The 23,500-nt window shown below is 59.2% G+C and carries 24 protein-coding genes and 1 tRNA gene; 12 read left to right on the forward strand and 13 right to left on the reverse strand.

What is annotated here, in order from left to right; all coding sequences use genetic code 11:
• Positions 1 to 87 precede the first annotated feature (87 nt).
• Together NKI22_RS16020 and NKI22_RS16025 are read right to left on the reverse strand one after the other, a co-directional pair.
• Complete coding sequence (locus NKI22_RS16020; protein ID WP_352816142.1) at positions 88 to 1,857, reverse strand: GMC family oxidoreductase; 1,770 nt, start codon at positions 1,855 to 1,857, stop codon at positions 88 to 90.
• A 26-nt stretch (positions 1,858 to 1,883) separates the two neighbouring features.
• Positions 1,884 to 2,645, reverse strand: coding sequence for a gluconate 2-dehydrogenase subunit 3 family protein (locus NKI22_RS16025; protein ID WP_352938106.1), 762 nt, complete (start codon positions 2,643 to 2,645; stop codon positions 1,884 to 1,886).
• A 187-nt stretch (positions 2,646 to 2,832) separates the two neighbouring features.
• On the opposite strand from NKI22_RS16025, the gene NKI22_RS16030 reads away from it, so the two are divergent.
• A complete protein-coding gene (locus NKI22_RS16030; RefSeq protein ID WP_352816146.1) occupies positions 2,833 to 3,684 on the forward strand; it encodes a LysR family transcriptional regulator in 852 nt (283 codons plus the stop codon).
• A 17-nt stretch (positions 3,685 to 3,701) separates the two neighbouring features.
• Here the strand turns inward: NKI22_RS16030 and NKI22_RS16035 are convergent, their stop codons facing one another.
• From NKI22_RS16035 to NKI22_RS16045, 3 genes are all read right to left on the reverse strand, one after another.
• Complete coding sequence (locus NKI22_RS16035; RefSeq protein ID WP_352816148.1) at positions 3,702 to 4,532, reverse strand: ATP-binding protein; 831 nt, start codon at positions 4,530 to 4,532, stop codon at positions 3,702 to 3,704.
• 110 nt (positions 4,533 to 4,642) lie between these two features.
• Positions 4,643 to 5,167: a plastocyanin/azurin family copper-binding protein gene (locus tag NKI22_RS16040; RefSeq protein WP_352816150.1), complete on the reverse strand. Its 525-nt coding sequence runs from the start codon at positions 5,165 to 5,167 to the stop codon at positions 4,643 to 4,645.
• Positions 5,164 to 5,577, reverse strand: a complete 414-nt coding sequence (locus tag NKI22_RS16045) for a DUF5602 domain-containing protein (RefSeq protein ID WP_352816152.1) — start codon at positions 5,575 to 5,577, stop codon at positions 5,164 to 5,166. The genes NKI22_RS16040 and NKI22_RS16045 overlap by 4 nt, the downstream gene beginning before the upstream one ends.
• A 417-nt stretch (positions 5,578 to 5,994) precedes the next feature.
• On the opposite strand from NKI22_RS16045, the gene NKI22_RS16050 reads away from it, so the two are divergent.
• The 6 genes from NKI22_RS16050 to NKI22_RS16075 all read left to right on the forward strand — a co-directional run bounded on the left by NKI22_RS16050 (position 5,995) and on the right by NKI22_RS16075 (position 10,597).
• Complete coding sequence (locus tag NKI22_RS16050; RefSeq protein ID WP_352816154.1) at positions 5,995 to 6,540, forward strand: PTS sugar transporter subunit IIA; 546 nt, start codon at positions 5,995 to 5,997, stop codon at positions 6,538 to 6,540.
• Between the two features lie 177 nt (positions 6,541 to 6,717).
• Entirely contained in the window at positions 6,718 to 7,182 is a 465-nt protein-coding gene (locus NKI22_RS16055) for a group III truncated hemoglobin (protein ID WP_352816156.1), read from the forward strand.
• A gap of 61 nt (positions 7,183 to 7,243) precedes the next feature.
• Complete coding sequence (locus NKI22_RS16060; protein WP_352816158.1) at positions 7,244 to 7,705, forward strand: RrF2 family transcriptional regulator; 462 nt, start codon at positions 7,244 to 7,246, stop codon at positions 7,703 to 7,705.
• A gap of 173 nt (positions 7,706 to 7,878) precedes the next feature.
• Entirely contained in the window at positions 7,879 to 8,022 is a 144-nt protein-coding gene (locus NKI22_RS16065) for a hypothetical protein (RefSeq protein WP_352816160.1), read from the forward strand.
• A gap of 182 nt (positions 8,023 to 8,204) precedes the next feature.
• Positions 8,205 to 8,519, forward strand: coding sequence for a pyocin activator PrtN family protein (locus NKI22_RS16070; protein WP_352816162.1), 315 nt, complete (start codon positions 8,205 to 8,207; stop codon positions 8,517 to 8,519).
• 596 nt (positions 8,520 to 9,115) lie between these two features.
• Complete coding sequence (locus NKI22_RS16075) at positions 9,116 to 10,597, forward strand: aminotransferase-like domain-containing protein (protein ID WP_352816164.1); 1,482 nt, start codon at positions 9,116 to 9,118, stop codon at positions 10,595 to 10,597.
• A 39-nt stretch (positions 10,598 to 10,636) separates the two neighbouring features.
• Here the strand turns inward: NKI22_RS16075 and NKI22_RS16080 are convergent, their stop codons facing one another.
• The 8 genes from NKI22_RS16080 to NKI22_RS16115 form a co-directional block, all read right to left on the reverse strand.
• The gene (locus NKI22_RS16080) at positions 10,637 to 12,346 is read right to left on the reverse strand and encodes an IlvD/Edd family dehydratase (RefSeq protein ID WP_352816165.1); all 1,710 of its coding nucleotides are present in this window, start codon (positions 12,344 to 12,346) and stop codon (positions 10,637 to 10,639) included.
• Between the two features lie 45 nt (positions 12,347 to 12,391).
• Positions 12,392 to 13,024, reverse strand: coding sequence for a class II aldolase/adducin family protein (locus tag NKI22_RS16085; RefSeq protein ID WP_352850874.1), 633 nt, complete (start codon positions 13,022 to 13,024; stop codon positions 12,392 to 12,394).
• An 82-nt stretch (positions 13,025 to 13,106) separates the two neighbouring features.
• Positions 13,107 to 14,624 (reverse strand): amidohydrolase family protein, encoded by a 1,518-nt coding sequence (locus NKI22_RS16090; RefSeq protein WP_352958594.1) that lies wholly within the window; start codon positions 14,622 to 14,624, stop codon positions 13,107 to 13,109.
• Positions 14,625 to 15,668 (reverse strand): s-methyl-5-thioribose-1-phosphate isomerase, encoded by a 1,044-nt coding sequence (locus tag NKI22_RS16095; RefSeq protein WP_352816169.1) that lies wholly within the window; start codon positions 15,666 to 15,668, stop codon positions 14,625 to 14,627. It lies immediately after the preceding gene.
• Positions 15,669 to 15,727: 59 nt separating this feature from the next.
• Complete coding sequence (locus NKI22_RS16100) at positions 15,728 to 16,558, reverse strand: nucleoside phosphorylase (protein WP_352816171.1); 831 nt, start codon at positions 16,556 to 16,558, stop codon at positions 15,728 to 15,730.
• Positions 16,559 to 16,589: 31 nt separating this feature from the next.
• Complete coding sequence (locus NKI22_RS16105) at positions 16,590 to 17,339, reverse strand: ABC transporter permease (protein WP_352816173.1); 750 nt, start codon at positions 17,337 to 17,339, stop codon at positions 16,590 to 16,592.
• Complete coding sequence (locus NKI22_RS16110) at positions 17,336 to 18,118, reverse strand: ABC transporter ATP-binding protein (RefSeq protein ID WP_352816174.1); 783 nt, start codon at positions 18,116 to 18,118, stop codon at positions 17,336 to 17,338. The genes NKI22_RS16105 and NKI22_RS16110 overlap by 4 nt, the downstream gene beginning before the upstream one ends.
• A 5-nt stretch (positions 18,119 to 18,123) precedes the next feature.
• Positions 18,124 to 19,194: an ABC transporter substrate-binding protein gene (locus NKI22_RS16115; protein ID WP_352816176.1), complete on the reverse strand. Its 1,071-nt coding sequence runs from the start codon at positions 19,192 to 19,194 to the stop codon at positions 18,124 to 18,126.
• A 941-nt stretch (positions 19,195 to 20,135) separates the two neighbouring features.
• On the opposite strand from NKI22_RS16115, the gene NKI22_RS16120 reads away from it, so the two are divergent.
• The 5 genes from NKI22_RS16120 (at position 20,136) to NKI22_RS16140 (ending at position 23,475) form a co-directional block, all read left to right on the forward strand.
• Complete coding sequence (locus NKI22_RS16120) at positions 20,136 to 20,471, forward strand: hypothetical protein (RefSeq protein ID WP_352640863.1); 336 nt, start codon at positions 20,136 to 20,138, stop codon at positions 20,469 to 20,471.
• Positions 20,472 to 20,590: 119 nt separating this feature from the next.
• Positions 20,591 to 20,659, forward strand: a tRNA-OTHER gene (locus NKI22_RS16125).
• Positions 20,660 to 20,899: 240 nt separating this feature from the next.
• Positions 20,900 to 22,789 (forward strand): adenylate/guanylate cyclase domain-containing protein, encoded by a 1,890-nt coding sequence (locus NKI22_RS16130; protein ID WP_352816178.1) that lies wholly within the window; start codon positions 20,900 to 20,902, stop codon positions 22,787 to 22,789.
• 160 nt (positions 22,790 to 22,949) lie between these two features.
• On the forward strand, positions 22,950 to 23,135 hold the full coding sequence (locus tag NKI22_RS16135) for a hypothetical protein (RefSeq protein ID WP_352816180.1): 186 nt from the start codon (positions 22,950 to 22,952) through the stop codon (positions 23,133 to 23,135).
• A gap of 148 nt (positions 23,136 to 23,283) precedes the next feature.
• Positions 23,284 to 23,475: a hypothetical protein gene (locus NKI22_RS16140; RefSeq protein WP_352640869.1), complete on the forward strand. Its 192-nt coding sequence runs from the start codon at positions 23,284 to 23,286 to the stop codon at positions 23,473 to 23,475.
• Positions 23,476 to 23,500 lie beyond the last annotated feature (25 nt).

A 23,500-nucleotide genomic window follows, 5' to 3' on the forward strand; every position in this document is an offset into this window, starting at 1 on the left:
TGGTTCCGGCCGAACTGGGCCTCGGTAACATGAGTTCGAACCATACCAGTCTGCCGGATCCGAACTGCGGATCCGGCAGACGTTGCCTCAGGAGGAAACCAGTGGGCCGGGGTTCTTCAGATACTGGTTCTTGATCGCGTCCACTGCCCAGTAGGCAAGAGCACCTACCGGTCCGGTCGGGTTCTTCCCGGCGTTCTGGGGAAACACGCAAGCGCCGGTGACGAATACGTTCGGGACATCCCAGACCTGAAGGTATTTGTTCAGAACGCTGGTGCTTGGATCAGCTCCGAAGACTGCCCCGCCTGTGTTGTGCGTGCTTTGATAAGGCACGATCGAATAGGGCACGGGGGGAATGCTCCGATCGACCTTGGTCGCACCCATCTCCTTGGCGATCTTTACGCAGATGTCAGCCTGACCGTTCATCTGCTTTACCTCGTTGTCCTGGAAGTCGAACGTCATCCTCATCAGCGGACGTCCAAAGACGTCGGTGTAGGTCGGATCAAGGCTCAGGTAGTTCTGGCGGTAGGCCATCACCGCGCCTTGATTGCCCACGCTGGCCGCGTGGTCATAATTGTCGACCACTGCCTTCTTCCAGTCGGAGCCCCAACGCGGCGTCCCGTGCGGTGTTGGATGCGACTGGATCGGCCGGGCACCCGAGTTGCTGCAGCTGATACCGCCGCCGCCGATGTAGCCGGCTTTCGCGAAATCGTAGTTATCGCCGTTGAAATCGTCCATGGTCGTGCCGAGCGCGCCTGCCCCCATGAAGCGATTCAGTATGGTTTTCTTGTCGAAGAAGGCGGTAGCTCCGCCACCGCACTGATAGGCATAGTTGCGGCCGACCACGCCCTTCCCTGTTGCCGGGTCATAGGGCGCGCCAATCCCCGAATGCAGCAGCAGGTTGACGTTGCCGAGGGCATAAGCCGACAGGATGATGAGGTCGGCAGGCTGTTCGAATTCGCGCCCGCGTGCGTCGAGATAGGTGACGCTGACCGCCTTCTTGCGGGTCGAGTCGAGATTGACCTTCAGCACGATCGAGTTGGTGCGCAACTCGAAATTCGGGTTCTTCACCGCCAGAGGAATGACGGTGAAATGCGGGCTCGCCTTGGCATTCGCCTCGCAGCCAAAACGCTCGCAGAAGCCACAATAGTGACATTGGCCGAAGGCCACGCCATCGGGATTGACGTAATCCCGTGACGCGTTTGACGAAGGATTGGGGAAAGGGTGGTAGCCGAGATTGCGGGCCGCCTTCTCGAACATCACCATGCTCTGCGCGGCAATCATCGGTGGATTGGGGTACTCGTCCTTTCGTGATCCCTCGAAGATGTTGCCGCCATCGATCTTCCGGCCGTTTATATTGCCCGCCTTGCCGGAGGTGCCGCAGGTTTTTTCGAACTTGTCGTAATAGGGCTCGAGGTCGTCATAAGTGATCGGCCAGTCCTGCAGGTGCATATCCGCAGGGATGATCTTTTCGCCGTATTTGTCGACCGTCCGGGTGCGCGCCTGATGATCCCATTCGAGCCAGCGCCAGGTCACGCCGTTCCAGTGCACGCCGGCGCCGCCGACACCCTGGCCGGGCAGGAACGAGCCGAGTTGACGCATCGGCAGCGCCGTTTGCGATTCACTGTTGCGGAATGTGATGGTTTCGCGCCGCACATTCTGCATGAGATCGTGGCGGGCGGCATACCGCAGTTCGTCGTGGATTTGTGGATCGATGAAGTCCGGATTGGAATCGCGCGGGCCTCCCCGCTCAAGGGCGACGATTTTCAGCTTGGTCGATGCAAGCTCCTTGGCGATGATGCCGCCCGTCCAGCCAAGGCCGACAATCAGGATATCGACAGCGTTGAGTTTGGTGGCCATGTTACAGTCTCCTCTTCTTCCGTCGACTAAATGAGATCCTGGATGCCCTTCGGTTCAGCCGTATAGGGCTTGTTCCGAAACGGCTCGATCTTGTCCATGTACATGGCGTCGGCGCCGGGGAACCCGATCATCTTCCAGGCGGCGCTGTCTTTGTTCCCGCCATACATCGGGTCGGCGAAGTAGCCCTCGATCGTGAGCTGCAGCAGAAGTCCGAAGAAGTGTGCGGTCGGGACCGTTGGAAGCTCAATCTTCTGGCCGTCGAGATCAGCTATCACCGCAGCACGATCTTTTGCTGACAGGCCGTTGAAGGTGCTCTTGTGGTTTTTCTGCACATAGGTGCTGACGTCGGCGATGCCGGCCCGGATCAATTCCGATGGCGTCATCGGCAGTTGATAGCCCTGCTCTGGCGTACCCTCACCAAACGGTCCTTCCAGATACAGACGGTCGCCCTTGCCGTATCCGCCGGCCATTTGCCGATCGATGTAGATCGCAACGCCAAGTTCCTTGGCGCCGGGGCCGGTTGAATCGCTGGGAATGAGGGTATCGACCGCCGCCTCGACGAAGGCGGATTCGTTGACATTGAAGAATTCGTAGCCCGAGTCCCCAGCATAGGGTTTCGTGGCGTCGGTTACGTGATGGAGCGGTTTGCCGGCCGTCGCGGCCACCATTTCGTCCGCCGATGCGGATCCTCCAAGCGGTAGTGTACTCGCGGCCGCGCCAGCCGCGCCGAACAGCTTCAGAAAGTCGCGACGCCCAACATCGCCTTGGCTCTTTTCTCTTGTCGACATGATTTCTCCTGTGACGCTGCAGGCAAAACGATGTCTGGGGATGGAGAGAGCTTGCGCCCGCTCCAACCGGCGCTGCGCAGCATCCAGCGCTAGGCTTGGTGGAATTCTTCGAGCCTAGTGCTGGAGCTAAGTATCTAGCAAACGAAATTGATTGACATTTAAACGCAACTTTTATGCTATATGTCTTATGGATATTGAGCTCGCCCGCACTTTTATCGAGATCGTTTCGACAGGGAGTTTCATTCGAGCCTCGGAGCGCCTGAATGTCGCCCAGACGACCGTAAGCGCACGAATCCGCAACCTCGAGCAGCAATTGGGACGGGCGCTTTTTGTTCGCCACAAAGGCGGAGCTTCGCTCACCCCGGCCGGTGAGCAATTTCTGCGCCACGCCCCGATGTTCGTCCAACTATGGCAACGCACCCTTCACCAGGTAGCCGTGCCCCCGGGACGCCGAGCTGTTCTGACGGTCGGCAGCGAAGTCAGCCTTGCGCAACCTCTGCTGCTCGATTGGGTCCGATGGATGCGCGGCTCGCTTCAGGATATTGCACTTCGAGTACACGTCGATGTGCCGCAGGATTTGATCAATCAGGTCGCGTCGGGAATGGTCGACTTAGCTATCATGTACGCGCCCCCGCACAGACCGGGTTTGAAGATCGATCTGCTTCTGGAGGAAAAACTCGTCCTTGTGACTACCAATTCCGAAGCGCGCCTGCTGGACGAATCCGATTATGTTTTTATGGATTGGGGGCCGGATTTTGGACTTCACCACGGGATGAATTTCCCGAGTGCCGCGCCGGATCTTTCTTTCGATCTCGGTCCGCTCGCACTGAGCTATGTTCTTGCGACTGGCGGCTCCGGATATTTCAGGATGAGTTCTGTGCAACCTCACTTAGAGGCCGGCCGGCTGCACCTTGTGCCTGAAATGCCGCAGTTCTCCTATCCGGTTTATGCGGTGCAATCCGCAAGTGCCGACGAGAGCGTAGTAGGTCCTGCCCTGGCAGGATTGCATTCCGTCGCACGCGACGAGACCAAATTGTAGGACCTCTCGTTGGAGTTTTAAGTATCCGTTTGGATTGACGGAAACAGAAGGTCGACCGTTGTTCCAATCCCGCGTTCGCTCCTTATTCGGATCCGACCATTAACCATCTGCGCCAATGCCTGCACTTGCGACATCCCTATCCCGGTGCCCTTCTCACCCTTCGTCGTGAAGAAAGGATCAAACACCTTTCGCAAGACTTCCGGAGGCATGCCGCAACCGTGGTCTTTGACCCGAACGCATGCGTAGGTACCCGGCCCGGGCGGGTCAGGTGTCGCGGTCGTCTGCACAAATCGCTCAGTGGTGACGTGGATCTCCCCACCATTTGGCAACGCATCTCGTGCGTTCATGACGAGATTAAGCACTGCGCTGTCGAAAAGTGCGGGATCGATCAAGCAGTCTGGGACATCGGAGCCAAGCTCCAGCTTGACGCGGACATCAGATCCCGCGCCATACCTCAGGAAAGGCTCGAAAGACCTCAGGAACTCATTCAAATTGCCAGCGTGGGCATCGAGTTCCTGGTGCTTTGTGAAGGCGAGTAGCTGTGAGGTTAGCTCGATCCCTCGATCGATCCCTTCCCGTGCTGCGGCAATGTAGGCACGCACGCTTTCGGGCGCCTCGGCTCTCCGCTCGGCGAGCCCGAGCCCGGATTCGATTACTGCCAACAGATTCCTGAAGTCATGGACAATACCGCCTGTCAGCTCGCCTAGCGCAGCAAGCCGGTGCGTTGCACGCTCGCGTTGCTCGGCAGCAGTTCGGACATCGAGACGCGTGTCCGGCACCGGGCTGCTCGCGTCGCTTTCGGCCTGAGAGGGTGGTTGAGTTTCACACGGAAACACGCAGCCTGTCATGAAAGTCGCCCCTATAGGTCACTGACGACACCCAAGAAACTCGCGCTCCCAATAGCATCGTCGTATTCGATCCCATTTGTGCTGAGGGCTGCGCCTTTCATGCGCATGATCTAAGCGCGCCGGACGACCCTTTTCGCCATGATGTCTTCGACAGTCGGGAATGCCTTGAGGGCCTCCTCCGGTAGGTCGCCATTTGCCCCGATCAGTTCAGCCCAGCCATGTGCCTCTGGTCCGCCGACGATAATACGGCCAACCATTCCGGCATGCTCATGCGGGATACAATAATAGTCGTAGACCCCCTGCTCGGTGAAGGTCACCGAAAAGCTCTCGTTGGGCAGGAGATAGTCGGAATCCCATGGCTTTGCCGCCTTGGGCATGCGAAGCGGTCGCTCGAAGTTTGCCGGATTGTACGCCGTGGTCGTGTGCGAATTGCCAGGATTGAGATTGGTCCAGCGGACCGTCTGTCCTGGTTTGATCACAATGCCGATCGGGTCGAACCAAACGTGTGAACCGTCCTCGCGGCCTTGCATCTTGATTTCGACCATCTCGGCAGCCCACCCCGAGAGAGAAGACAGGGAAAGGGCGGCGGCAAGACCGCCGCCCGCGCCCAACACCTCACGACGCGTCAGTGTCATTTGGCGACCCGTGCCTCGTCTGCGGCTGAGACATGCCACAGCACCACGTGGACATGCGGCTCTTCGACCCCAGGATGGCCGGCATTGTAGTAGACGTCGACATGGTCGACATTGCCGCCGGGCGCGGCAAGGTCGTCAAAACGCTTGTCCGGATTGAGGTCTTTGATCGGCAGCATATAGATGGTGCTGACAAGCTTGCCTTCGTGATCATAGGCAAGGAACGGGCCGGCCGGTAATGTCGTAGGATCGACAAAAAGTTGGCCCATGCCGGGTAGGAAGTCGGGCAGCTTCACAAGCTTGCTGACCTGTTGGTAAGGTGCGGCTGGCGGGGATTTGGTGACCTCAGACGCCGCCATGGCGCAAAGCGAGCTGGCCATTGTCACGACAAGTGCGAGGGGGAGTATTTTCATCACGGTATCTCCTTGTTGAACTAAAAAACCGCGATGGCCGAAGATCTGGAAGAGGTCCAAAAATCCGATTTTCACTTGCTGGCGCGGCCTGTTCGCGTCCAGCCAGCAAGCAGGAGACTGTTCTGATCGTCAAACGAAATTAACTGGCATTTCAGTGCATTATTTCTGCTAATCGGGTGCGCACCTGTTTGCTTGATTTAGGAAAATCTTTCACTACCTCTGAATTGCTATGAATATTTTCCACCTCGATTTCCGGCCGCCGAGACTCCTCAAAACGGGTCATTAGCCCGGACGCGAGAATGCCTTGGCTCCGCGTCCGGAAAAGCCAGCATCTCAACACCTCATCTGCCCTGTTTAACCAGTGCGGCTGAACGCTGATTTGCGATCGCCGTTTGGATCGACTTGGAGTTGACCCTGATGATCTCCCCCGTCTTGTCAGAGGAAGACATTTCGCTTGACCTTGCGACAAAGGGAAAGCAGTCAGCCTTATCAAAAATCGCGATCAGGATTGCGCGAAGAGCCGAGCTTGACGAGCAGGTGGTTCTCCGTGGTCTCTTCGACCGCGAGGGTTTCGGCTCGACGGGCATAGGTCGTGGCGTCGCAATCCCCCACGCTCTACTGGGTATGATCTCTTCGCCTGTCGCGTCTTTGACGCGCTTGGCCCAGCCTATCGATTTCGGCGGCCCCGACGACGACCCCGTCGATCTCATTTACACTGTACTCTGGCCGCGCTCTGCCAGTTCCGCCTTCCTCCCTGCCCTTTCGCAAATATGCCGGGTGCTTCGGACATCTCAAGTTCGGGAGCGACTCCGAGTGGCAGAGTCATCCGATGAGGCGTTGGCGATTCTGGAAACTGAGCCGCTTCCGGCGCATTCTTGCCGCGTCGGGCATGGTATCGAAATACCTAAGCAGTTCAGCAATGCCTTAGAATCCAGTGGCGCGGCAAGAACCACAGCCACCTAAGAGGCTCGTCACCAGCGGATTGGGCCAGGCAGATCCGCTTCAGCGTCGGATTCCCACTGCATGTGTGCTTTGTTGCGCCATAACATAGATTGACAATCTATCTTTTATGTCGCATCCATCGAGGGGCGAACCCAAGGCTTGAGCCCGCTCGCATTGGGGAAAAACAGGAGCGTCCAGATGAGTGAGAAAGGTCAGAGTAGGAGAACTATCGTCGTCGACGGCGTCATGTTGCCGGACGTGCTCGACGAGACAATGATCCGCGGCGTGGTCCACGGTTTTTATGACGAAATTCGTCGTGATGACATTCTCGGCCCCATTTTCCACGACCGGATTGAGCCCGACAAGTGGCCGCAGCATCTGGCGAAGATGTGCGACTTCTGGTCTGCGACGCTACTTCGGACTTCGCGATATGTAGGCCGGCCACTACCGCCACACCTGGCCATAGCCGGTCTCGGCGAGGCGCATTTCCGTCGCTGGTTAAAGTTATTTCGCGCAACGGTACGCCGCATTTGCCCGCCCGAGGTGGCAGCGCTCTTTATGGAGCGCGCGTTGCGCATCGCTCACAGTTTCCGTCTCGCGGTCGCCTTCAGCCGTGGCGAGACTACGATTGGCATCGAACCTATTGCCGAGAAAGACCTGTGATGCCGAATTGGTTTGTTAGTGGTTCCCATAACGGCACGCCAACCCAGGAGGGGAACCACCGGTGAGGCTGACCAACTTCTCGGACTATGCTTTGAGGATGCTGATGTACGCGGCCTCCGCCGGCGATCGCCTGATCACGATCGAGGAGACTGCTCGCACGTTCAAGGTGTCGAAGACACACCTCAACAAAGTCGCCAATACCCTGACACGCGGCGGTTACCTGAAGGCGGTCCGCGGCCGTTCCGGCGGTCTTGTTCTGGGGCTCCGGCCCGAGATGATCCGAATCGGCGATGTCATACGGCTGACCGAGCCGGATTTCGCGGTTGTGGAGTGCTTCGCCACGGGAAACCAATGTGTGCTCACCGGCTCCTGCAAGCTTTCCGGCATGTTTGGCGAAGCGATCGCCTCCTTCCAGAGCACCCTTGACCGCTACACGCTGGCCGACGTCACGCTGATGCCTCAGGATTTCCTCGGCAAGCCGCCACCACTCCAAGTTTCCGGCGTGGCTCAAAGCGGCGAGTAAGGTCGACATCTCTTTACGATCGGAGACAAAATGTGACGCCGCGAAGGATCAAGAGCCGCACCATCTTGTCGCCGGATCGATTTGAGAACGGAGCAGACAGTCGTCACAGTCACCTACGCAGGGTTGCCCCTTTTACCGGACGCAGGCCGATTTTTCTCGCACGGAGACGAGCCATGGTTGAACCAAAGAAGAACGATAAGGCGATAACAAAGCAGTTTGACTCTGGTGTCGAGCCGGACAACAGTTTGTTGCCGATGCTGATCGGCGGCCTTGTATTGATCGTCATCGGCGCGATCATAGTCATGATGTTCGTCTAGTTTCGGAATGACTTAGGCGCCGCTCCGCAGAAATCACATTTTTTCACTGCGAACCTGCTCGCCATACTTTCCTTGTACACGCTTTGAACGACCGCGCTATCCATTTGGCGTCGATTGCTCCAATTGAACTTCGCTGCAACCCCGTTGATCATCCCTCGGATGGCTGGCGGCGAGCGAAGAAATTGAACACACTCTTCCTACTCATGGCGCAGTATGAGGGACGCGTGATTGTCCCCGCTGAGACCGTGTGCAAGGATTATTTTCCCCACCTGACGCTCACCAAATTCTTACGAAAAGTGAGCATTGGAGAAATTGAGCTTCCGCTAACCCGAGCAGAAAGAAGCCAGAAGAGTGCCAAAGGCGTTCATCTCCAAGACCTAGCTTCATACCTCGATAAGCGCCGCGAAATTGCACTATCTGAAGTGCTCGCCTTCCGACGTAGCAAGCGCTCCCGCGGCCCCTTTGCGCTTGGAGTTCAGCAGTCCCTAGATGACTGATAGGACGCTACCTCCCGTCCATTCGTGTCGCTTCCCCGAAAATACGCGCGATATTGCACAAGCGCTCCGGACGAGTACAACTACAGTACAACTTAAAGGAATTGATACCTCTTACTTGTTTAATATACGTTGCTTTTCGCGACGTCCGTCCAATCCATCATCGGCGCAATGGCAAAATTCATATATTTTTCAATCATTTATATACAGTTTTTAAACCACACCGAGATTGGACAGACTGACATTGCCGGCCTCTATGATATGTGCCCCATTTCATTCTATTTTTTAAGGCGTAACCATTCAATGTCACTCAACACCCCTTTTCTGCCCATGGCACAATACTAGGCGCGCCTTAAAGAGTGTCGGTGCCCGCCGCGATTCGAAACCTGGCGTCCGCCTCTGGAGGGCGACGTTCGAAATCGTTGCAATTGGGCGCACGAAGGCGCGGGGTCATGTTCGCTATGGCACGCATCGTCCGATTAATCCGATCACGCGCGACTCCACTTCAATCCTGAACAGATAGACCGGCACTCCCGTTTCGTCTAAGAACCAAGTTTTATTGTATACGGAACCAGTGTCGCAATCAGCGAGGGCCGCATTTGGGCATCAACAGCGTGCGAAAAAGCGACCCGACGCTTGTGTGGGAACAACTCCTCGCGAAACCAAGGAGATCAAAGGGTTCGCTGGCTATGCAACTTGTCGCGTCGTTTATCGACGCGATAGATAGCAAACAGATTCCGGAGGGGGTTCGCGTTCCCTCAAGCCGGGCAATCTCAGAGCATCTTGGCGTCGGTCGCAATACGGCAATTTCCGCCATCACTACCCTCATGGAGCAAGGTTACCTCGTTTCGAAGGATCGCTCCGGCGTATTCGTCGCCCCGACGATCACGCTGAAGCCGGCCTCAGTGCCGGCATGGGCTGGGTCGGATGCGTTCGACTGGAATGCGCGGCTCGGCCTTTGCCGTCCCGATCCGAACGGTGGTTCGGAGGAAGCTCCGAAAACCCTGGTCACCCATAATTTCAAGTATGGCCAGTTCGATCTCAGCACGTTTCCGACATTTCACTGGCGTCAGTGCGAGCGCAGCGCATCGGGCCTGTCAGAAATAGCGCAGTGGGGCCGGGACATGTTCGATCGCGACGATGCCGAACTCGTCGAAAGCCTGCGAAGGCACGTCCTGCCCAACCACGGCATATGGGCTGAACCGGAAGATATATTGGTAACGTTGGGAGGACAGGAAGGACGCTATCTCGTCGCGCAGCTCCTGAGCAAACCGGGTGTCACAATCGGCGTTGAAAACCCAGGACTGCCGGACGTCAGCGAGATGGTGTCGGCAACCTCAGCGGGCCGCGTGTGTCTGCCGGTCGATGAGGAAGGAGTGTGTCTCTCTCCGGAGCTCAAGCAATGCGATGTGGCCTTCATAATGCCCGGGCATCAATGTCCGACCACAGCGGTGATGTCATTGGAGCGGCGGGAAAAGGTGCTGGAGCTGGCCAAGAGAAGGGACATGATAATCGTGGAGGATACGTATGAAACCGAGCTCCTCAGCTACGGCAAGATGACACCCTCGCTCAAAAGTCTCGATCGAGAAGGGCGGGTTATTCACATTGGCAGCCTCTCGAAAGCTGTCGCCCCCGGTCTTCGCCTTGGCTTCGTCGTCGCCGCACCGGTTGTGATCAGGGAGCTTCGGTCAATCCGTAGGCTTGTTCATCGCCATCCGCCCGGGAACATTCAGAGGGCGCTCGCGATGTTCATCGACCGTGGCTACTACCATTCTTATATTCGGCGAGTGTCGCAAACGTTGGCAAGCCGAACGAAGATCTTTTTCGCGTCGGTGAAGCGCCACCTTCCTTATGTGACCATGCGACATCATGAGGGGGCGGCGTCTTTCTGGGCCGAGTTTCCATCCTCGGTAGACGCCGGAGAACTTTGCCGGGAAATGGCGGCGCGTGGAATTCTGATCGAGTCCGGCGCGCGGTTCTTTCTGGATGGGCCGAAGAACAACTATCTGCGCATGGCAGTGTCTCAAGTCCCGGAGAACAAGATCGATTCCGGGATCGCCACGATAGCGCAAGCGATCTGACCGTAGGTGGCGTGACCGATGAACGCTCCTGCCCTGCGTTCAGCATTTCGGCTTCGCTCGCAGGAAATTGAAATCACAACCGTCCTCGGCTTGAAGAACCTGCTCGAAATGCAGTCTTGCGTAGCCTCGCCGTGCGGCCGCATGGGAGGGCGGGCGCCACTCGGCGCGGCGCTGCCGGAGCAGTTCGTCGTCGACGAGCAAGGCCAAAACCCCGCGCTCGACATCGAGTTCGATATTGTCGCCGTCCCGCACCAGCGCCAGAGGGCCTCCCACCGCCGCTTCCGGCGAGACGTGCAGGACGATGGCGCCGAACGCGGTGCCGCTCATCCGCGCGTCCGAAATCCGCACCATGTCCTTCACGCCGGCTGCTGCCAGTTTGCGCGGAATCGGAATGTAGCCGGCTTCCGGCATGCCGGGAGCGCCCTTTGGGCCGGCGTTCTGCAACACGAGAACATCGTCCGCCTTGACGTCGAGATCGGCAGAATCGATTCGGGCGGCCATGTCCTCGAGCGAGGTGAAAACCACGGCCCGGCCCGAATGTTTCAGCAGGGCCGGGCTCGCGGCCGCCTGTTTTATAATCGCTCCGTTGGGTGCAAGGTTGCCGCGCAGGACACGTATGCCGCCCCCCTTGTGAATCGGATTGCTTATCGGACGCACGACGTCGTTCGGCCAGCTTTGGGGTTGAGCGGCGAGGTTCTCACCGAGGCTTCGACCCGTGACAGTGAGGCAGTCCTTGTCGATCAGATGCTCGATTTCACGCAGGATCGCAGTCAGCCCCCCTGCCTTGAACAGGTCCTCCATATAGTGTTGCCCAGATGGTTTGAGATCCACCAGAACGGGCGTTTCTGCACCAAGCCGATCCAGTTCGCTAAGGTCGAGATCGAAGCCAAGCCGTCCCGCGAGTGCGGCCAGATGGATCACGCCATTCGTCGATCCGCCCACCGCCTGCAGCACGCGCAGGGCGTTCGTCATCGACCGTCGGGTCATGATCTGAGACGGCAGCAGCCGTTCGGACGCCAGCGCGACAGCGCGTTCGCCCGTGCTCTCTGCGTGGCGCAGCCGGTCCGCATGGACGGCGGGAATGGCAGCGCCGCCTGGCATCATCATCCCGAGCGCCTCGGCGACAAGCGCCATCGTGCTGGCGGTGCCCATGACCATGCATGTGCCGGGGCCGGGAGCCAGCTTGTCGCCGATCTCCTCGATTTCGCTCGAATCGATCACGCCGGCGCGGTGCTGGCCCCAGAAGCGCCGGCAGTCTGTGCAGGCGCCAAGCCGCTCGCCCTTGTGGCTGCCGGTGATCATCGGGCCAGTGACGGTCAGGATGGCTGGCACATCGGCGCTTGCCGCGCCCATGAGGAGTGCGGGAACGGTCTTGTCGCAACCGCCGATCAGCACGACGGCGTCCATCGGCTGCGCTCGGATCATTTCCTCCGCGTCCATCGCCATCAGATTGCGCAGGAACATGCTGGTCGGATGCGAAAACGCCTCATGCATTGACACGATCGGAAACTCGATCGGCAGACCGCCAGCCAGCATGACGCCGCGCTTGATCGCCTCGATCATGTCCGGCACCGAGCGGTGACAGGCATTGTAGCCGGAAAACGTGTTGGTGATCCCGATGATCGGACGCTCGAGCGCGCTGTCGGAATAGCCCATCGCCTTGATGAACGCCTTGCGCAGAAAGAGAGAGAACCCCGCGTCGCCGTAGTGGGCCAGCCCGCGCTTCATGCCGATCGGCTTCTCAGCCATGAGACTGCATTCCTCCAACTGGATTAATCGGGCGGCGCGCCCTCGTCAGCCATAGCTCTTGTACCGTTCGATCGCGATGTCGAGTTCGCTCTGGCCCAGCATCACCACGTTGCCCGCCTGCCGGGTCTGGATGAACTGGCGGCAAAGAATTTCCAGGCGCAGCGCGGCGTTGAACGCTTTCCGTAGCGATGTGCCGTGGCTGATCATGCCATGGTTACCGAGCAGACATGCGGTCCTGCGTTCCAGCGCCTCCACGGCCGCCTCGCCCAGTTGCGGCGACCCGTAGGTGACATAGGGTGTGCACCGCACATCGTTGCCGCCAAAAGCGGCGATCATGTAGTGGAACGGCGGAAGCGCCTGCCCGGTGCACGCCATTGCAACGCAATGGTCCGAATGGGTGTGCACCACCGCGTCCGCCTCCGGATAGGCTTTGTAGATCGCGGCATGCATCGACCATTCGCTGGAAGGGCGCATGCCGGCCGCGCAATGTCCATCAAAGCCCGAAAGCACAAACGCCTCCGGCGTGATCGAGGCTGCCGAGGCTCCGGTCGGCGAGATGATCATAGAATCATGATACCTGACGCTGATATTGCCCGCTGCCAGAAAGATAAGTCCGACGCTATCCATCTCGCGATAGACCCGGGCGAGTTCTTCGCGCTTCGCAGCTTCAGTGGACATTTTCGGCTCCTGCTTGTTGTTGGCGTCTGGCGACCTCTCGGATGTCGCCATGCCGCCGGAAAGAATTCGCGATCAGGATGGGCTAGGACGAGCCGCATCGATAAGCGTCGGTCCCCGATCCTCGACCGCATGCCGGACATTGATGGTCGGGGAATGCCCCTCGTTGCCATGCGGCGTACGGGGCATGCAGGCTCGCAATCTCGTCGCGGCGCTCTGCCGCAGCTGAGCGCAGGTCCTCGGCCAGCCGCCTTGCGTCAGCGAGCACCGAACTCTCATTGAGAGTCGTGATAGTCCCGTTGCGCAACAACCAACGGCCGTCGACCATGAGTGAATGGACGTTGCGTGGGTCGGCGTGGACGACGATGGAGTTCAGGCTCTTCGACGAGGCCGCCATTCCGACGGCCTCCAGATCGAGCACCAGAATGTCGGCAGCGGAATTCGCAGTAAGCAGACCTGCGGGTTGCGAGCCGCCAAGCGCCCGCGCCCCGGCTGTGGTGGCGGCATTGAAGACGTCGACCGGGGCAAGCCATTGGTCGAAATCCGTGCCCGGATCGCGTGACGAGATCAGCATATGGCGCATGACCTCGAAGAGGTCGTGCCTGCCGCCGGTGTTGGAGCAGTCCGTGCCAAGTGCCAGGTTCAGACCTGCATCAAGATCCTCCCGGACACGCTTCCGTCCGGAGCCGAGCATGCCGTTGCTGAGCGGGTTGTATGAAACCGTCACACCAGCCGAAGCGAGGAGTTCGCGCTCGCCAGGTTCGAGCCAGATGGCGTGCCCGACCGACAGCCTGCTGTGGAGCAGTCCGGCATCCGCCAACGCCCGGATCAAACCCTGCGGCCAACGCTTCCGCGCGGCCTGCGCCTGGGGGAAGGTTTCCAGCAGATGCGTATGGCTACCCAGCCCAAGTCTGTCCTGAAGGTCCCGCCACAAGGTCCAGAGCGCCGGCGAGCAGCGCTGCGGCGAGTTCGGGCCCGCAAGCAGCGTCACGCGTCCGTCACCCTTGAGCCGTATTTCGGCGTCGAGCCCTACATAGGCGGCCCAGATGTCTTCGAGCCGCTTCGGCGCCAGCGGCGCGATCTTCTCGACAACTTTCCGGTCGAACGGTATGTCGAGAATATCTTCATCCCACATATCGGCGAAGAATGGCGCGAACCCGATGCGCAGGCCGGACTCGATATGCGCCGACAGGGCCGATTCCGCCCGGTGCGTTTGCGGAAAGTGGTCGATGTAGCCGCCGATGCCGTTGCGGATCATCTCGACATTGGTCAGTTGAGCCGCGACGCGCACCGCTTCGTCGGTGAACTCCCGGCCATAGTTGATCGCGTAGTAGGACCACAGTTCCAGCGGCAGCGAGTTCTCGGTGCCTCTGAGGAGCGTCGAGTTCGAATGCACATGGCAATCGAAAAACGGCGGCATGAGCACCATGCCGGACACGTCAATAACCTCGTCGGCACCGATCGCGGCTGCTTCCGCTTCCGCCGGCGACAGGACAGAGATGATCCGGCGTCCGCGGATCAGAATACCGCCTTCCGCCAGGCCCGCATGACCACCGGGCCATACATGCCCTCCCTTCAGGCAAATTGTTCGATCGCCAGCCATTCAGGCCGCCGCCGGTTCTGCAAAACGGTCGCGGATCATGGTCGGGGCGAAAACGCCCGCGGCAGTCGCGATTGCCGAAACTAGCCTGGGCGGGGTCACGTCGAATGCCGGATACCAGCCCCTGGCCAGCGGCGTCGCCGTGCGCATGCCCAGGCAGTGCAGGACCTCTTCCCCGTCGCGTTCCTCCATTCGAACGTCGTTCGGCGTGGACGCCTTGGCGTCCGGGAACCGAACCATCGCCACGAAAGGGATGTCAAAATTGTTGGCGGCGATCGCGAGCTGGAGCGTGCCGACCTTGTTGATCACATGGCCCGAAAGGGTGACGCGATCGGCGGCAGTCATCAACTTGTTGACCATACCGCGGTCCATCGCATGGGCGGCCATGCTGTCGGTTATCACCGTTGCCTCGATGCCCATTTCCGCCACGCTGTGGGCGGTCAGCCGCGATCCCTGCAAGTAGGGACGGGTCTCGGTGCAGATCACCTTGATCCGCTTGCCGGCGCGAACGGCTGACGCCAGCGCGTCGATGATCCCCGATTCACCCCAGCAGTGCGTCAGGATCGTGTCTCCGTCCTCGATCAGTTTTGCGGCATTTTCGCCAAGGTTGCGGCTGTGTTCGTGCTGCCTCGCCCAGGCCTGCCGGGCCATCGCCTCGACGCGTTCGCCAAGTTTTTCCTCCCCGGCGACCGCGCGTGCTCCCGACAGGAGATACGTGATCACATCTCTGATGTTGTTGTTCGTGGGTCGCGTCCTCAGCAAACGTTCGGCAGCGCACGAGAGCAGTTCCAAACGCTCGTCCACCTTGAGGAGCACTTCCGCCCGCCGGGCCGCAAGCACGAAGCCGGCGCTCGCGGCAAAGAACGGTCCGCTGCTTTGGGTGACCATCTGCTCGATCGCGACGGCCACGTCTTCGAAGTCGCGGCAATCGACATATTCCGTCTTCAACGGAAAGATGCGTCGGTCGAGGATGCGCACCATTTCCTCCTCAAGCAGAATGCTTTTAGCAATAAGCGTCGGCATAGTGACTGGATCAACCATCACCATCTCCCATCCATCGTTGTTTTAGGCATATTCCCGGCGGATCCGCCGAGTGGATTACCGCACTAGATGTCGCGTGACGTTATGTTCACACGTTCGGCCTCTCGCGACCTGCCGTCCCACTCCGTCAACCGCTTGACAGCATCCGCCGCGACCTGGCAGGCCCGCGCCACTCCGCCGCTCTCACCCCAGACGCCCGTGATGCGGTTTGCGACGACGGAGCAGACGGAGCCCGCCCGGAAGCCGTACAGCCGCGACAATGTCAGCAGCGCCGCCGTCTCCATCTCGAAATTCAGAATGCCGGCTCGCTTCATCTCTTCGAGAATGCGCTCCCCTTCGAGCGACACGTAGCCATTGTATGCAGGACGGCCCTGTCCGGCGAAAAAGGAGCCGCTCGTGCAACCGGTTCCGACTCGATAAGGCTCGCCGTTGGCAACGGCCGCGTCGACGAGCGAGAAGGTGACTTCGAAGGAAGCTGCAGCCGGAAACTCGTTGCGCACGTAGAAATGCGACGTGCCGTCAAGCCGCACCGACGCATCATTGATGATCAGCGAGCCGGTCGCGATGTCCTCCTTCAGCGTGCCGCAGGTGCCGACGCGGATGAACGTATCGACCCCCAGTTGTGCCAGGTCAGCGAAGATGGAGTCGAGCGACGGCGCGCCCACCATGGTCGAGACGGCGCCGATGCGCGCACCCTTGTAGGTGCCGGAGGCGGCCCGATACCCCCGCGGCAGGTCGATCACCCTCGCCTCGTCCCACTGCCCGGCCATCAGGTCCACCCGGTCCGGGTCGCCGGGTAACAGCACATAGCGCGGCAGATCGATCTCGCTGAGCGCGTTGATGCGCCGCCGGTCGCCGCTGTTGGCGGTTGCTGTCTTCACATTCTCGTCGGTCATTTTCCAATACCTTTCGGCGACATCTGTTGTTCTAGTTGGCGCGCCATCTGACGATGTAGCGCTCAAGCAATGTGACCAGGCCGAACATCGACAGGGCGAGAGCCGATGAAGCGGCGATCGAAGCGTAGAGAAGTTCGGTCCTGTAATCGAAAGTCGACTGGATGATGAGCATGCCGATGCCTCGTTCGGCGCCGACCCATTCACTGACAATTGCACCGATCACGCTGCTGGTTGCGGCGATCTTGAGCGCTGTGAAAACAAACGGCATCGACCGCGGCAGGCGAAGCCTCAGGAAGACTTCACGCCGAGTGGCTGACAGGATCTTCATGAGCTCCATTTCCGAATGCGACACGGACTCCAGCCCCCTCAGCGTGTTCACCAGTGTAGGGAACATGCAGATGATTGCTGCGATGGCGATCTTGGAGGTCATCGTCAGGCCGAAGATCAGGATCAGCACCGGTGACAGGGCGATGATCGGAATGGTGTTGAACAGGACGACGATCGGGAAATAGACGCTCCTTATCCGCTGGCTGTGAACGAACAAGGTCGCGAGCAGGAACCCGATGCTGTTGCCGATGCAAAAGCCGCCGATGGCTTCGACCGCCGTCGGCCGGAGATTGTCCCACAGCAGCCATCGATATTGCCAGATCGCCCTCCCGACGGTGAGAGGGTCCGGCGCTATGAACGGACGAACCCCAAAGCCGACGATGACGGCCTGCCACAACGCGATCAGCGACGCGAACCCGATCAGTGGCCAAAGCCACGCGAAACCGTTCCTCATGGCCGCTCTCCGTGGCCATGAGCCTGTTCCAGAACGGTCCGCAGGTCTGCGGTGATCTCGAAAAAAGCGGAGGATTTGCGATCGATCGAATTGTCTGGCTTCTTCGCGTCGAGCCTGATCTCCTTCACGATGCGCCCGGGGTGGGCGCCCATCACGACGATTGTCTGGCCGAGGAAAGCGGCCTCGGAGAGGCTGTGGGTGACAAAGACGATCGTTGTTCCCGTCTGATGCCATATCTTCAGCAGTTCGTCGTTCAAAGTGTCCCGGGTGATCTCGTCGAGCGCACCGAACGGCTCATCCATCAGCAGAATGTCCGGCTGCGTGACCAGGGCTCTGGCGATGGCGACACGTTGCTTCTGTCCGCCCGACAATTGCCAGGGATAAGCATCCTCGCGTCCCTTCAAGCCGACGAGTTCCAGCAATTGCAAGGGGTCGCGGCTTTCTCGATTGAGGCGCGGCCATCCGCCCACCTGCAACGGCAGCGCGACATTCTGCAGCGCGGTACGCCAGGGCAGCAGGGTCGCCTCCTGAAAGACGAAGGAGAAGCGCCGATGGCGACGGGATGCGCCCGGGCTTGAACCGAACACCTCGATGTCGCCCGAGCTGCTTTCCAGCAAATCGGCGATGTTGCGCAGCAGGGTCGACTTGCCACAACCGGACGGTCCGATAAGGACCATGAACCGCCCTGTCGCGATATCGAGCGAGATGTTCTCGAAGGCAACGACCGCTCCAAAGGACATGGAGAGGTCGGCGACCTTGATGGCAAGCTGGGAGCTCATAAAGATCAACCCAGCTTGGGACGGATGTCCGCCGTCATCTCGAGGATTTCCCACGTGACGCAGTCGTCGACGACGGGGACTTTGCCCGGGAACTTCCCGATCTCCTTGAATAGATCGATCTGGGTCGAGAGCTTTTCGCGCTCATGCCAACCCCAGCCTTTCTCCTTTGTCGTTTCGTCAAAGGCGAGCGACATGATCAGGTCGACGGTCTTGTACTCGATCTCCCGATCGAGCGCCGGATACGCGTCGCATAAGATGTCCACCGCGGCGCGGCGGTTCTCGAACGCCCAGCCCCAGCCTCTTGCGACAGCGCGCAGGAACTTTGCCAGGTTCTGCTTCTGCGGTTCAAACGCATCGGCAGCGGTGAAATACGCATTCGCGTAGTTCGGCACACCCGTCTTGGCCGGTAGCAGCGTCACGATGTCGGGCCCAAGAATCGACAGTGCCTTGGTGTTGGTAAGGAATCCCGTGACCGCGTCGACCTGACCGGCGACAAGCGGCGTCATGTCCGCGCCCATGGTCACGACGTTGACCTTGGAACGGTCGAGGCCGTTCTTGGCCATGATCAGATCGAGCAGGTAACGGCCGTTCGGATTGATCGCGACCGTCTTGCCGATGAAATCCTGCGGCGTTCTGATCGGCTTGCCCGGGAGAGAGACGTAGGCATAGGGCGAGTAGCGGAAGCCGCAGGCGAAAAGCATCAGCGGCCGACCGGCCTCGAAAGCCGTAAAGAACTGGGCGGTGGACGAAAGCTGGCCGAGCTGCGCCTGTCCGGCAAGAATCGGCGGGACGGTCTGGGCATTGGGCCCTCCCGGGCCGAAGGTAACCTCCAACCCCTCATCCTTGAAGAAGCCCTTCTGCTGCGCGACGATGTCGCCAAGCTGGCCGTTTCCAATCAGCCAGTCGTATTGAATCCTGAGCGGAGTGACGTCATCCGCATGGGCAGGGCCAAACGAAACCACCGCGCCCCCACCGGCAGTCAACGCCGCCGCCTTCAAGAAGGTGCGTCTGTCCAGTTTAAATGCTGCAAATGGCGCTTGATAATCTGTTGTCATTACCAGTTCCCCTTTTGGCAAGTTTTTTCGTTGCACATGCTGTTACGCGCCCGCTCGGCCTTCGATAAGAACCAGTTCTGAATCAGTTCGGAACCAGCTAGCAATCAGAGGCATTATACGAAGGCTGGAAGTCCCGGTCTCTGCACGGGCGCATCGCGAGTTGATCGGCCGTGGCGATGCCGGCCCGCCCCTCACAGGAACGACCCCACGCTTCCCTCTGGATGTCCGATTTCAATCCTACTGCGGTGGAGGGCCAGAGCACCGGTCGAAACCGCCTTCGCATAAGCGCGGCTACGCTGCAGATCAAACGAGCCGGCACGCCCCACTACGAAATCGTATGGTAGCAATATGGTTGCAATCCTATCGCGCCCAACACTCTTCCGCACGCGACGATCTTATTGGCAATATTGGAGTTTTTGGCGCACCTGACAGGATTCAAACCTGTGACCTCTGCCTTCGGAGGGCTCAAAGCCGGCGCATAAGCCACATCACCGGTCGCTCGGAAAGGCGTTCATCTCCAGGACCTCGCTTCATACCTCGATAAGCAGTGCGAAACCGCACTGTCTGAAGTACGCGCCTTCCAAAGTAGCTAACGCTCCCGTGGCTTCGTTGCGCCTGGAGATCACAATCCCTAGATGACCGACAGGATACTACCTCCCATCCGCCATTCGTGCCTCTTCCCCGAAATGCGCCCGGTTTTTGCCCAAGCGCTCCGGACGAGTACAACGACAGTACAACTTAGAGGAATTGATTCCAGCTAAGTTGTTGAATATAAGTTGATTTTCGCGACATCCGTCCAATCCATCATAGGTGCAACGGCAAGTCTGTGGTCTTGATATTTCAGCATTTTTTCTTTTAACATCAAATCGTTAGACCCTGTCGAGCGCACACGAATTTACGCCAGAATACGACCCTTTTCGCCACGTTTCGATCTCTCAGTGCACACGGAGCGCACACGAAAAATGGCCACCTATACAAAGCTCTCGTCCGGTTCCTGGCGTGTCCAAGTCCGTCGCAAAGGTCGCTACGTCAGCGAGACCTTCCTGCGCCGAGACGACGCACGACGCTGGGCAACCGAAACCGAGCGCCAAGTCGATCGTAGTGAGACGCCGACCAAGTCCCGTATAGCGCGCCTGAAAACTTTCGGCGAACTCATCGACCTTCATATCGACGACATGTGCGATGTAGGCAAGTCCCCTCGCCGCTCCAAGGCCGCGGCCCTCGATATGCTGCAGAGGCATCTTGGGAAGTGCAGCATCGCGAGGCTGAATTCACGATTGAACAGGTTGCGCTGGTGACTGGGCACAAGGACTGGAAAATGCTGAAGCGGTATACGCACCTTAAGCCCGAGGCGCTCCACTCAGTGCTGGCGAGCCGTGCTGCCTAGCGCGATGGCCGCTTGCATATTCGGATTGCAGCGATAGCCGAAAGTTCAAACCAGACTACGAATCTGGGGGTCAGGAGTCGAATCTCTTCGGGCGCGCCAAATTTCCAACCTATTGAGTTGAACCAGTTTTCCGAAGCGTGCGCCCGAACAAAAGAGAGAACTGTCTGGGGGCCCATTCGGCACTATAAGCGACGTCTGTTTCCCAGGTGTGGTCCGCCTTTGGGACTCGGTGCCGATCTCGCCGCAGACGAACTTGAGGCAGTACACCTTCCGCTCGGATAGACTCCTGACCCGACCGTCCATACAATCCAGTCTGGCCTCCAGGAACAGAGGCATCACATGGTAGGAGAAAGCGTCCAACGCCGGCTTGCAGCGATTTTGAGCGCCGATGTGGTCGGCTACAGCCGACTGATGGAGCTTGATGAAGCAGGAACCCTTGAGCGTTTGCGAAACAATCGCAGCACGCTTGTCCTGCCCGAGATCCAGAAACACGGGGGGCGGGTCGTCAAGCTCATGGGCGACGGTTTGCTCGTAGAGTTCGCGAGCGTCGTTGCGGCTGTGAGTTGCGCCCTGGGTATCCAGCGGGCAACCGCCGAGTGCCAGTCCGATCTGGAGGAATCCCAGCGGATACGCTTCCGGATCGGGGTCAATCTGGGCGATCTGATCGTCGACGGGGACGACCTTTACGGCGAGGGTGTCAACGTGGCTGCCCGGCTCCAGACGTTGGCCAGCCCTGGAAGCGTTGTCGTTTCCCAGACTGTTCGCGACCACATAGCGGGAAGGCTCGCCGTGACGTTCGGCGATTTCGGAGAGCACGTCGTCAAGGACGGCGAACGCCCCATCCGCGTTTTCGGGGTAAGCCTTGTTGAGGCGAGTGGAGCACAAAATCCCAGAGCGGAGCGTTCGAGCGCCAGACCGGTGCGGCCTGCGATTTGCGTCCTGCCTTTCATCAACATGAGCGGCGATGCCGAGCAGGAGTATTTCAGCGATGGCATTACGGAGGACATCATCATCGACCTGTCCAAGGTTTCCACGCTCTCCGTCACCGCCCGCAATACCGCTTTCACTTTCAAGGGCAAGGCCGTCGATGTGGGGCAACTTGCCAGGCAGTTGGAGGTTACTCACGTTGTCGAGGGCAGCGTCCGCAAGGCCGGTGGGCGGGTGCGCATTGCCGCGCAGCTGATTGATGGAGCCAGAGGCGATCATATCTGGGCAGAGCGATACGACCGCGATCTGAACGACATCTTCGCGTTGCAGGATCAGATTGCGCAGGCCATTGTTGCCGCATTGAAGGTCAAGCTGTTGCCGGCCGAGAGGCGGGCGATCGAACACCGCGCGACCAATGATCCCCGCGCCTACCAGCTCTATCTGCTGGGCCGGCATTACCTGCAGCATGGGCCGCGGCAGGTGGAAATAGCTCTCCGATTCTGTCGGCGTGCCGTGGAAATCGACCCCAACTACGCCCAGGCATGGGCCATGCTCGCGCTTTACCAAGCGGATCGGTATCTCGCTGGAATGTCGCAGGACTCGGGCATGTCAGCCGCTGAGAGGGCCCTTTCGCTGGATCCGACATTAGCAGAGGCCCACGCCGCCAAGGGGCGGATCCTGGGCGAGCTCGGCCGCTACGAGGAGGCTATCACGGAGCACGAGGAGTCGCTGCGGCTCGATCCGGACTCCTATGACGTCCGCTACTGTTTCGGCCGCACTCACATACGATTCGGTGACCATGAAGCGGCGATTAGGCATTTCGAGCGAGCTGCTGAGCTTCTCGATACGGACTATGTTTCCCCCGGCTTTGTAGCCCAGAGCTGCCGGGCGCTCGGCTGGCACAACGAAAGCCTCACTGCGGCGCGACAGTCGGTGGAACGCGCCGAAATGGAGATCGCGGTACGCCCCGACAACGCTCATGCGGTGGGGAGCGGCGCTCTCGCATTGGCTTACCTGGGGGAGGTCGAGCGTGCCAAGGAATGGATTTCGCGCGCGCTCATCGTCGTCGATCCCGACGACACGCTGGAACAGTACAATGTAGCCTGCGCCATGGCTCAAGTCGGGGAGTTGGACGAGGCTTTCGATCTATTGGAATCCTGCATCGGTAGGATACCCGCCCAATTCGTGAATTGGGTCAAGAATGACAACGACCTCGACCCCCTGCACCGTCATCCACGGTATCAGTCCCTGATCGCAACTGCTGAGGAGAGGTTGAGGGCCGCCGAGGCCGCGCGCAGTTGAGCGCCGACTGGACCGAGAACCGCAGGGCGCTGAGTATTCTTACTTCGTAACAAGCAAATCCGTCGCACCAGTTTAGCCGTCGTCTTGACAGCCACCGGGGGTCGTGCAATGTTTATTAGCTTCTTCTGATATATACTGGCCCTAATTGCAGGAGGATTGGATGGTCAAGAAGAGCCGCCGGATCAGCAGGGTAAATATATCAGTAAAAGTGACGATCATCCCGGAGGACGAGGCAACCGACGAAGAAAAGAATGATCCTTCCGTTGCTAAGATAGAAATTGGTGGGGAGGATTTTATTATAGTTGCCGGTCGTGCGGACGTTAAGCCGGCTCCCAAGAAGAAATGAGCCAACAGCCGTGCCGAAACGCTCCGCGAAAGAGCTGAGATCGCTGCGTTGGCATCTGGCCTCCGATGCCTACTGGCGCCGAGAAGAGGAAGACATCGTCATCGCAACGAAAGGCACGATATTGAGATTGAATTCGGGGAGCGCCCGTATGCTCGAGGCGCTTGTCGGCATACCGAAGGCCGGCCGCCTTTTGAAGAGCGGTACGTTCCAAGAGAATGAGGTCGAATCGCTGCTGAGGCTTTTGGTGAGCGAGAACATTGTCGTGCCGGGTGAAGACAGAAAAGCGTCGCGCTTGCAGGAAATTACGTGCATCGATGCGCAAATAACTCCCGGATGGTAGCGCGGCATTGATGTGAGGAATTCGG

Origin of the sequence: Mesorhizobium sp. M0778 (assembly GCF_040320105.1) — a bacterium.
In the GTDB taxonomy this organism is placed as follows: domain Bacteria; phylum Pseudomonadota; class Alphaproteobacteria; order Rhizobiales; family Rhizobiaceae; genus Mesorhizobium.